This is a genomic window from Bacteroides sp. An279 (genome assembly GCF_002159615.1).
In the GTDB taxonomy this organism is placed as follows: domain Bacteria; phylum Bacteroidota; class Bacteroidia; order Bacteroidales; family Bacteroidaceae; genus Phocaeicola; species Phocaeicola intestinalis.
On record NZ_NFJA01000043.1, the window covers coordinates 24,284 to 32,184 of the forward strand.

Genomic DNA, 7,901 nt, shown 5'->3' on the forward strand with positions numbered 1-7,901 from the left:
TATATATGAAAGTATTAGTACTCAATTGCGGCAGTTCATCCATCAAATACAAATTGTATGAAATGACTACCAAACAAGTCCTTGCACAAGGCGGCATCGAAAAAATAGGTTTGCCGGGGTCTTTCCTGAAACTGACCTTGCCGAACGGTGAAAAGAAAATCATCGAGAAAGATGTGCCCGAACATACCACCGGCGTACAGTTCATCTTCGACACACTGACCAGCCCCGAATATGGAGCTGTGAAGAGCCTGCACGAAATCAATGCCGTAGGCCATCGTGTATTGCACGGAGGAACCAAGTTCAGTGGTTCTGTGCTGATTGATGATGCCGTAATCGCCGCCGTAGAAGAATGTTGCGATCTGGGTCCGCTCCATAATCCAGCCAACTTGAAAGGTATTTATGCCGTACAGCAATTATTACCCGAAGTTCCACAAGTAGCCGTATTCGATACAGCTTTCCACCAGACGATGCCCGATTACGCTTACCTGTATGCCATCCCTTACCGCTATTTTGAAAAATACGGTATCCGCCGTTATGGTTTCCACGGCACTTCTCACCGCTACGTATCAAAACGCGTATGCGAATTTTTGGGAATCCCGCAAGAGGGAAGCCGTATCATCACCTGCCATATCGGAAACGGAGGTTCTATTGCTGCCGTAAAAGACGGGAAATGTATTGATACCAGTATGGGACTGACCCCATTGGAAGGCTTGATGATGGGTACACGCAGCGGCGACATAGATGGAGGTGCCATCACTTACATCATGAAAAAGGAAGGACTTACCCCCGATGAAATGTCTACATTGCTGAACAAGAAGAGCGGTGTATTGGGCATGTTCGAAAAATCGAGTGATATGCGCGAACTGGAAGCTGCCGTACAAAATGGCGAAGAACGTGCTATTCTGACCGAAAAGATGTATTTCTACCGTATCACCAAATACATTGGTGCATACGCAGCAGCCATGAACGGCGTGGATGTCATTCTTTTCACAGGCGGTGTAGGCGAAAACCAGTCGAGTGCACGTGCTGCTGTCTGCAAGAACCTGGAATACCTGGGTGTGAAAATCGATGATGAAAGAAACAAGGTGCGCGGCGAAGAAGCCATCATATCTACCGATGACTCGAAAGTGAAAGTCGTAGTTATCCCGACCGATGAAGAGCTGACCATTGCAACCGACACGATGAACATCCTGAACGAACGCAATTAAGTAAATAATCATTAAATAGGTTTATAAAAGGGCATCCCCGTAAGTCGCTTTTCATTATCTTTGCACGGGCAGAGACAAAAAGCGGCTTCTGGGGATGTCTTTTTTTGTCCTCCCTCATCCAAGAACTTAAACACATAGAATATGAAAAAAAAAGTTGTAACATTCGGTGAGATCATGCTCCGTCTTACCACTCCCGACAATCTTCGCATACAACAAAGCCATGATTTTCTGGTCAACTATGGAGGAAGTGAGGCCAATGTTGCCATTTCCATTGCCAATTTCGGAGGAGAAGTGGAATTCATAACCCGCCTGCCCGACAATGCACTGGGAGATACCTGCCTGTCCGAACTGCGTTCGCACAACATTGGAACAGGACATGTACTGACGGGAGGCAACCGCTTAGGAACATATTATATGGAGAAAGCAGCCGCCATGCGTAATTCAAAAGTGATATACGACCGCGAACATTCGGCTTTCTCAGAACTGAAACCCGGCATGATAAACTGGCGTGATGCATTCAAAGACGCTTCCATCTTCCACTGGTCGGGCATCGATGCGGCTCTTACACCGGGACTTGCCGATGTATGTAAAGAAGCCATTGACACAGCCAAGGAAATGGGACTGACCATTTCGTATGATATCAATTACCGTAAAAACCTGTGGAACTACGGGAAAAGCGCACAGGAAGTATTGCGTCCCCTGATGGTTTCGAGCGACATCATGTTCGGAAGCGAAGGAGAGTATGCTTTGGTTACAGGACTGAAAGCACCGGGATTCAAAGCCACACGCAATGGAGAAGCATACGACCTGGAAGCCTACGAAGCTTTCTGCAAAGGCATCAGTGAACAGATTCCCAACTGCAAATACATCTACATTGCCCTGCGCAACGTCATCAGCTCGGTACACCATACCTTTGCCGGCATCCTTTATTCGCACGGCACTATGAAACATACCCGTGTGTTCGACATTGATGAAGTGGTAGATTGCGTTGGTGTAGGCGATGCTTTCTGCGGTGCCATGCTGTATGCCCAACACGCTTTTGAAGATGAACAGAAGCGCGTAGACTTTTCTACGGCGGCCTCTGTACTGAAAAATACCATTGCAGGCGACTACAATATGGTGAAAGTTGCCGAAGTGGAAGGCTTGCTCGCCAAACACGAAAACGGTGAAGTGGCAAGATAAATCAGTTGACAAGGTAACAAGGGAACAAGGGAACAAGGTAACGAGGGAACTAGGTGACGAGGGAACAAGGTGACGAGGGAACAAGGTGACGAGGGAACAAGGTGACGAGGGAACAAGGTGACGAGGGAACTAGGTGACGAGGGAACAAGGTGACGAGGTTTCAAAAACTTGGGTTGAAGTATGCAACACTATTCAAAACCTCGTCCCCTTGTTACCTCGTCAACTTGTCACCTTGTCAAATCGTCAACTTGTCACCTTGTTACCTGACTTCCGTCTCTCCTTCGATGAACTGTTCCATAAAAAGATTCTCACCATCGAATACGGCATACGAGAACTCGGATATCCAATCGCCCAGAATCAGGAGACGCGATGTGCGGCTCAACATCAGGTCGAGCATGATGTGGCGATGGCCAAAAATAAAATAATTGATATCAGGATGCGTTTTCAGGTATTTCTTTGTAAACAACACCAACGGTTCTTTATCTTCACCCATATAAGGAGGCTCTTTCCCCTCTTCCCGCTTCTGGCGACTATGCTTCGCCCACTCCAGTCCCAGTTCTACACTCCAGCGCGGATGCAACATCGAGAACATACGTTGTAAAGTATGACTATGAAACATCATCCGGAGCAAATGAAACTTACGGTCATTATCGCCCAGCCCGTCGCCATGAGCCAGGAAGAACTCCTTTCCGTAAATCTCGCACGTCTGCGGTTCCCGGTGCAGAATCACTCCGCATTCTTTCTCCAGATAATCACCACACCAGATATCGTGGTTTCCGATGAAGAAATGCACTTCCACTCCCCGGTCGGTCAATTCAGACAATTTGCCCAAGAAACGGGTATATCCCTTAGGCACAACCAGCTTGAATTCGTACCAAAAGTCGAACATATCCCCCAAGAGATACACAGCCGAAGCCCGTTCCTTAATACTGTCGAGGAAATTGACCAAACGGCGTTCCTGAGTGCGGCTATGCGCAATAGCCCGCGAGCCTAAATGCGCATCCGACAAAAAATATACATTCTTCATCGCATCCATCATTACCTGTTTTTATAAAAATCCTAACTCCAGTTTTGCTTCTTCGCTCATCATGTCCTTGTCCCATTCCGGCTCGAAGACCAGATTGATCTGGGCTGCTTTCACCCCCTCTACCGACTCTATCTTCTGCCGGATATCTTCCATGATGAACTCGGCGGCGGGACAATTGGGAGCCGTAAGCGTCATATCCACCACCACTTCTCCGTCATCCTGAAGGTCAATCTTGTAAATCAGTCCCAAATCGTACACATTGACCGGAATCTCAGGGTCGTAAACGGTTTTCAACATATCCACAATCCGCTCTTCTATCTTCAATTTTTCAGTATTATCCATATCCTTCTTTCTTTTTACTGTTTGCGACAAATATACGACAAAAAAGTGAAATAAGCCGCAGAAGAAAGAGCGAAAGTTAAAGACAGCATTCCAATGCATACCCATTTTTCGTTTCCGAAATGTTTGTCCGTTTCATCGGATTGACTTACCTTTGAATGCAAAAAGATACGAGATTATGAAAAAGACCGATAGATTTATCTTGCTCTGCCTCCTATTCGCCTTCTTTTGTATCGGGGGAACCCTTGCCGGACATACCGAACCCGACTCGCTTACCCATCACCCGATACACCACCAGATAGGTTTCGATATCCGCCCGGGATATGTATTGCCTACCAAAAGTTTTTTTGAAGGCGAAAATGCACAAGGAAAACCTATCAACACCGTACTTTCGGCACATCTGAAATATGCCTTCCGATTCGATAAAGACTCGTATTTGGGAAAACTCTATCCGCATGCCTATCAGGGCATCGGCATAGCATATACTTCTTTTTTCAACCCTTCGGAACTGGGAAACCCCGTCAGTGTATATGTGTTCCAAGGTTCACAAATAGCCCGGCTCACCCCTCACCTGACACTAGACTACGAATGGAACTTCGGAGCCTCATTCGGATGGAAAAAGTATAACGAGACAAGCAACCCGTACAACGATGTGGTAGGTTCGAAAATCAATGCTTACCTGAATGCCGGCATCTACCTGAACTGGCAACTCGCCCCACAATGGCATCTGACCGCAGGGATAGAAACCACACATTATTCGAACGGGAACAGCAATTACCCCAATTCGGGTGTCAACACCGTAGGGGGACGTATCGGACTGGTACGTACTTTCGGAGCTGAAAAAACAACCCCCAAAACTCACCCGCAAGAAAAAGCTCTCCTACAAGGTTCCCCATTCAGTTATGACATTATTTTATACGGAGCCACCCGGCGCAGAGGCATCATCTGGCCCGACGAGCGATACCTTGTACCCGGCTCGTTCGGGGTAATCGGGTTCAACTTCAATCCACTCTACCGGGTCAACCGGTATTTCCGTGCCGGCATCTCGCTGGATGCACAATACGACGAAAGCGCCAACCTGAAAAACCATGTAGCCGGAACCGAACATGACACCAACCAAAAACAATTCTACCGCCCGTCTTTCCGCGAACAGTTTGCCGTAGGACTTTCCCTGCGTGCCGAACTGACCATGCCGATATTCAGCATCAACCTCGGTATAGGACGCAACCTTATCTACAAAGGAGAAGACACCAAAGGATTTTACCAGATTCTTGCCCTGAAAACATTCGTCACACGCCGCGTCTTCCTGCATGTGGGATATCAACTGAGCAACTTCCGCGACCCCAACAACCTGATGCTGGGACTGGGCTACCGGTTTTAATCATTTCAAGTTCATCCATTTGCCACGTTCAAGCCGGACAAGGAAGATAAATCCGCGGAAACATAATTCGATACACATGGCAAGCCATACGCCTTTCAAGCCCATCGACGGAGCCAGCGATGCCGCCAGCGTAAGACGCACCGCCCAAATGCTGAAAAAATTCATCAGACACGGAATAATGGTGCTGCCGGCTCCTACAAAGACACCGTAAGCCACTATTGCCGCGGCAAACATCGGTTCGGCAAAAGCCTCGATACGCAATGCCATTACGCCCAGTTCCAGCACTTCGGCATCGGGCGTCATCGTACCTATAATCAACGGGGCAGCCACATACATGATTACCCCCATGATGCCCATTACCGTCATGCCCATTCCTACCGTGATGCGGGCAAAACGCCGTGTCAAGTCTCTACGCCCGGCACCCATGCTCTGCCCTACCAGAGTAGTAGCAGCATCTGCTATGCCATAACCCGGCATGTAGCACAAGCTCTCTGCCGTTATAGCAAACGAATTAGCCGCTATGGCGAATACTCCCAAAGGTGCCACAATAACCGTAGTAAGAATCTGTGCGCCGCAAATCACTGCGTGCTCAATGCCCATCGGCCCCCCGATACGGGCAGCCTTTTTCAATACAGCCGATGTAGGACGAAAACGTCCCTTTTCGTGCATCAGCCCCAATTCGGAAGAACGGGTCACCAGAAACCATAACATCAGACCTGCCACAACCAGTTCGGCAAGCCCCGTCCCCAAAGCAGCTCCTGCCACCCCCCATCCGGCACCAGGCATAAACACTTCCATCCCAAACAGAGAAATGTGACGGGAAGGGAAAATAAGAAAATAATTGAACACCACATCCAGCATACACATCAGCACGTTCAGCATACTGGGTACACGCATATTTCCACTACAACGCAACATGCCTCCCGTCAGGAAACACAACTGCATCATGGGAAGGAAAGCCGCATAAATCAGGAAATAAACCGAAGCATCGTGATTGATGACCTCTTCACCGCCCAACCAATAGGGCAAGGCACCGCTGATACCCATGCCGATACTTGCCAGAAGAATACTGAATAACGACACAGCTACAAGGGACTGGCGCAACACCTGGCGTGCTTCCTTAAACTTCCCTCCACCAATGCAATGCGCCACCTGTACGGCAAAACCGGTAGATGCCGCACTACACAAGCCCGAAAACAACCACGTAGAAGTGGATACCAGCCCGATGGATGCCGAGGCATTGGCACCCAGGCTGCCCACCATGGCAGCATCGATGTATTGCATCACAATAGACGACAACTGGGCTACCATCGCCGGTATACTCAGCTGAACCGTAAGCAGAAGTTGCTGGCGAAGGGTCATCGGACGACCTTCACGTATCAGTACCAATAAATCGTTTTTTCCGAAATTCATAGAGTGCAGTTTATTCCGCGTGCAAAGATACACCAAATTCGGATAACAAACTTACCCGAATTACGGATAAAAGTAATTTCGATACATCACTCCGTAAAACGGGTATAAAAGGATTGCAGATAAAAGTCTATCTTTGCGTCCCGTAACAGATGCAAGAAAACAATGAAAGAAACATTAGACATCAAGACCGTACACCAATGCAACTGCTGCCTGGGATGCAAAACCTTGCACCCACAAGCCAGCGTCATCCGCCTGGACAATGCGAATGTGACACAACAGGCTATCCGATTTGATTTCTATACCGTCTTGCTGATAGAAAACGGTATGGAAGAGGAATGCTGTTGCGGACGGAAATATTACGATTTCTCCACCGCCACCATGGTCTTCTTGCCTCCCCAACACTCGTTTGGCATCAATGACAAGCACGTACTTCCGACACAAGGATGGCTGCTTGCTTTCCATCCCGACTTGCTTTACAACACTACGCTCGAACATAGCCTCGGGCATTATTCGTTTTTCGCCTACCGGAAAGAGGAAGCCCTGCACCTCTCCCTGCGCGAGAAAAACAAAATCGTGACATGCCTTCAAGAAACGGAAGAAGAACTGCGCCACCCCATCGACCGGTTCAGCCGCACGCTTATCTCGCACTACATCGAACTGTTACTGGATTATTGCACGCGTTATTACGAACGGCAGTTCATTACCCGCGAAGATAAAAACAAAGCTCTGTTACGCCACATGGACAGGATACTGGATAATTATATCACATCAGACCAACTGAAACACGGTATATTGCCCACCCCTGACTATTGTGCAGAACAACTGAAGCTGTCTGTGGCATATTTCAACGACCTGCTACGATTCGAGACCGGAAAAAACCTGCACGAGTATTTCCAGCTGAAACGCCTGGATACCGCCAGAAAGATGCTTCTGGCAAATACCGATAGCGTAGCGGCGATAGCTTCCCGCCTGGGCTTCCCTACTCTCCAGCAGTTCAATTTCATCTTCAAGAAAATCACCGGTCTTGCCCCTAACGAGTACCGCCTGGCACAGAACTGAATGGATATTTCACCGCAGAGGACACAGAGTCTTTTAAATTTACGATTTGACTATTTACTAAATGAATATCCGCATTTTGCCCCTACATGGGATGTTTGCGGGATTCAATATTTACGATTTTAGAAACGGTTTTGAATTTATCGTGCGATGATTTGGGATGAGTTTTTGAGGCATTTCCGCTTATGTGATGAGGAAGATAGCGGGCTATCTGACGAAGAACAGAAGCGGAAAGGACCAAAAAATCGCCCAAAGCACACACGAAAACGGATACATCAAGACGAGAAAAACTTTT

7 protein-coding genes are annotated in these 7,901 nt (G+C 48.0%); 4 read left to right on the plus strand and 3 right to left on the minus strand.

All coding sequences use genetic code 11. From position 1 onward, the window contains the following. Nucleotides 1-5 precede the first annotated feature (5 nt). Both B5F78_RS09230 and B5F78_RS09235 read left to right on the plus strand, forming a co-directional pair. Nucleotides 6-1,208: an acetate kinase gene (locus B5F78_RS09230; protein WP_022039629.1), complete on the plus strand. Its 1,203-nt coding sequence runs from the start codon at nucleotides 6-8 to the stop codon at nucleotides 1,206-1,208. Between the two features lie 141 nt (nucleotides 1,209-1,349). Then, nucleotides 1,350-2,390: a sugar kinase gene (locus B5F78_RS09235; RefSeq protein WP_022039630.1), complete on the plus strand. Its 1,041-nt coding sequence runs from the start codon at nucleotides 1,350-1,352 to the stop codon at nucleotides 2,388-2,390. A 259-nt stretch (nucleotides 2,391-2,649) separates the two neighbouring features. Here B5F78_RS09235 and B5F78_RS09240 read toward each other — a convergent pair whose 3' ends face one another. Together B5F78_RS09240 and B5F78_RS09245 are read right to left on the minus strand one after the other, a co-directional pair. Further along, nucleotides 2,650-3,417: a UDP-2,3-diacylglucosamine diphosphatase gene (locus tag B5F78_RS09240; protein WP_087209279.1), complete on the minus strand. Its 768-nt coding sequence runs from the start codon at nucleotides 3,415-3,417 to the stop codon at nucleotides 2,650-2,652. A 21-nt stretch (nucleotides 3,418-3,438) separates the two neighbouring features. Further along, complete coding sequence (locus B5F78_RS09245) at nucleotides 3,439-3,759, minus strand: metal-sulfur cluster assembly factor (protein WP_022039632.1); 321 nt, start codon at nucleotides 3,757-3,759, stop codon at nucleotides 3,439-3,441. Nucleotides 3,760-3,934: 175 nt separating this feature from the next. Between B5F78_RS09245 and B5F78_RS09250 the strand changes: the two genes are divergently transcribed. Then, a complete protein-coding gene (locus B5F78_RS09250; protein WP_087406558.1) occupies nucleotides 3,935-5,137 on the plus strand; it encodes an acyloxyacyl hydrolase in 1,203 nt (400 codons plus the stop codon). Here B5F78_RS09250 and B5F78_RS09255 read toward each other — a convergent pair whose 3' ends face one another. Continuing rightward, the gene (locus B5F78_RS09255; protein ID WP_022039634.1) at nucleotides 5,138-6,550 is read right to left on the minus strand and encodes an MATE family efflux transporter; all 1,413 of its coding nucleotides are present in this window, start codon (nucleotides 6,548-6,550) and stop codon (nucleotides 5,138-5,140) included. 162 nt (nucleotides 6,551-6,712) lie between these two features. Between B5F78_RS09255 and B5F78_RS09260 the strand changes: the two genes are divergently transcribed. Then, complete coding sequence (locus tag B5F78_RS09260; RefSeq protein WP_087209256.1) at nucleotides 6,713-7,609, plus strand: helix-turn-helix domain-containing protein; 897 nt, start codon at nucleotides 6,713-6,715, stop codon at nucleotides 7,607-7,609. Nucleotides 7,610-7,901 lie beyond the last annotated feature (292 nt).